The sequence below is a fragment of the Acinetobacter sp. GN11 genome, from assembly GCF_054823985.1.
On the sequence record NZ_JRVL01000341.1, the window covers coordinates 1 to 1,690 of the forward strand.

Below are 1,690 nucleotides of genomic sequence, written 5' to 3' on the forward strand. Positions count from 1 at the left end.
TATCAAGACACTCTTCATACCAGCCTGTTTGAAAATCTTCTATTGCCTTTCTTTTAAAGAAACTGGTTCTAAATACTTTGGCAGAGTAAGCCGAATTAATTAAATCTTGGTAAAGTTGTTTGGCTTTTGGGTCTTCGAGCCCATTCGCTATCTGTTGCAAGTCTTCAGATGGAACTTTTTGTTGACGTGCCTCCATGACAGTATAAGCAACTTTTTTTACCACATTACAAATCTCAGGATCACTTACGTTTTCGTCTGCATAACAACTTAAAGCAAAAAAACTAAGCAGAAATAATCTAAACTTCATGACCCTACCTTATTTTTATAGTTTAAAACTAATGACAGAATTTAATTATTAAAAAAGAAATAGAAGATTTCTTACTATTTCTTTTTAAAAGATTACGCTGGATTAATTACGTAAAAATATAGAATAAGCCCAGCTAAAACGGTTGAAGCAATCGTTAAATATGTACCGACAGTATTAAAACTCTGTAAGAATTTCAAGATTTCCATATCTAGAACCCCCTAAATTAGCAACTATAAAGACAAAATGAAATTTATCACAATTCAATAATGCCAATCAATTCACACTTATTGGATTTTTTGAGAGTTAAAACATCAATTGGCTTATTGGTTACAGCTAATCGCTAAAGCATCCTTGTAGTAGTCAGTGGCACTCTTCAAATCTGACAACATTTTTTCTTCGGTATAAGGTTTAGGTGAAATTTTGATTAATGCAGGCATATATTGGGTCTTATAGACCTCAGGATAATCATGACACAAGATTTTTACTTTAACCTCTTGTGATATCTTCGGATTATCTAATTGATCTAAAAACTCTCCAATTTTACGGTCAGACTCTTCAAATTGAGCTTTATAGTCAACTTCAGCTGCTTCAGGTTCTGTTTGTTTTGTGCACCCACTAAGCATCAATACGGCGCTTATTGTAATGGTTAAAATTTTTAACTTCATAGGCTTAACAATTTCACATTCATCTTTTTAAATATTCTTATCTGATTAAATGTAAATAAATACTGGTAATACGTAAAGAAATAGAATTTTTTATCGCTAAAGAAGATACCTCACATCAAGTAAATTTAAAGTTATTTCTTAATTACTCCTCTATTTCCATAAAGCTATAGAAAAATAGGTATAATTTTGCTCGACTGATCTCAAATCTTTGTTAGATTTACACATGAATGAACTTAGTTTTATTAGAAAAAATTTAAGATCTAAAAGACGCTCTTTAAGCCCATTGGAGCAAAAACAAGCTCAGCTTAATGTTCTCCATCATTTAAACAGTCTTGCTATTTTTCATTCATCAAAAAAAATTGGTTTATATTTACATGCCTTCGGAGAAGTTCATACAGATCTGCTCATAAAATTATGTTTTCAAAAAAATAAACAAGTTTATTTACCTATGATTTGTTCTATGAATCAACGTTTAGTTTGGGTAAGAATATCTAAAAACCAATATTTAAATCGACGTTTTTCACATCATCCATTGGGTATGAAAGAACCCATGGCAACAAGAGGAAAACATGTATCAAAACTTGATTTACTGTTGATGCCACTTTTAGCTTGTGATCACTACGGAACCCGTATTGGTATGGGAGGCGGCTATTATGACCGAACACTAGCAAGTGCAAAACATAAGCCTTATCGTTTGGGAATGGCTCATCAATTTCAA

At 31.7% G+C, this 1,690-nt stretch carries 4 protein-coding genes; 1 reads left to right on the forward strand and 3 read right to left on the reverse strand.

Annotation, left to right across the window (positions count from 1 at the left end; genetic code table 11):
• The 3 genes from NL42_RS19050 to NL42_RS19060 form a co-directional block, all read right to left on the reverse strand.
• A partial coding sequence (locus NL42_RS19050) for a hypothetical protein (RefSeq protein ID WP_461313942.1) occupies positions 1-307 on the reverse strand: 307 nt, incomplete at its 3' end.
• A gap of 92 nt (positions 308-399) precedes the next feature.
• Positions 400-513: a hypothetical protein gene (locus tag NL42_RS19055; protein WP_252609571.1), complete on the reverse strand. Its 114-nt coding sequence runs from the start codon at positions 511-513 to the stop codon at positions 400-402.
• 114 nt (positions 514-627) lie between these two features.
• On the reverse strand, positions 628-972 hold the full coding sequence (locus tag NL42_RS19060) for a hypothetical protein (protein WP_461313943.1): 345 nt from the start codon (positions 970-972) through the stop codon (positions 628-630).
• A 223-nt stretch (positions 973-1,195) separates the two neighbouring features.
• Between NL42_RS19060 and NL42_RS19065 the strand changes: the two genes are divergently transcribed.
• Positions 1,196-1,690, forward strand: a 495-nt coding sequence (locus tag NL42_RS19065; protein ID WP_461313944.1) for a 5-formyltetrahydrofolate cyclo-ligase, incomplete at its 3' end; no start/stop codon positions are given.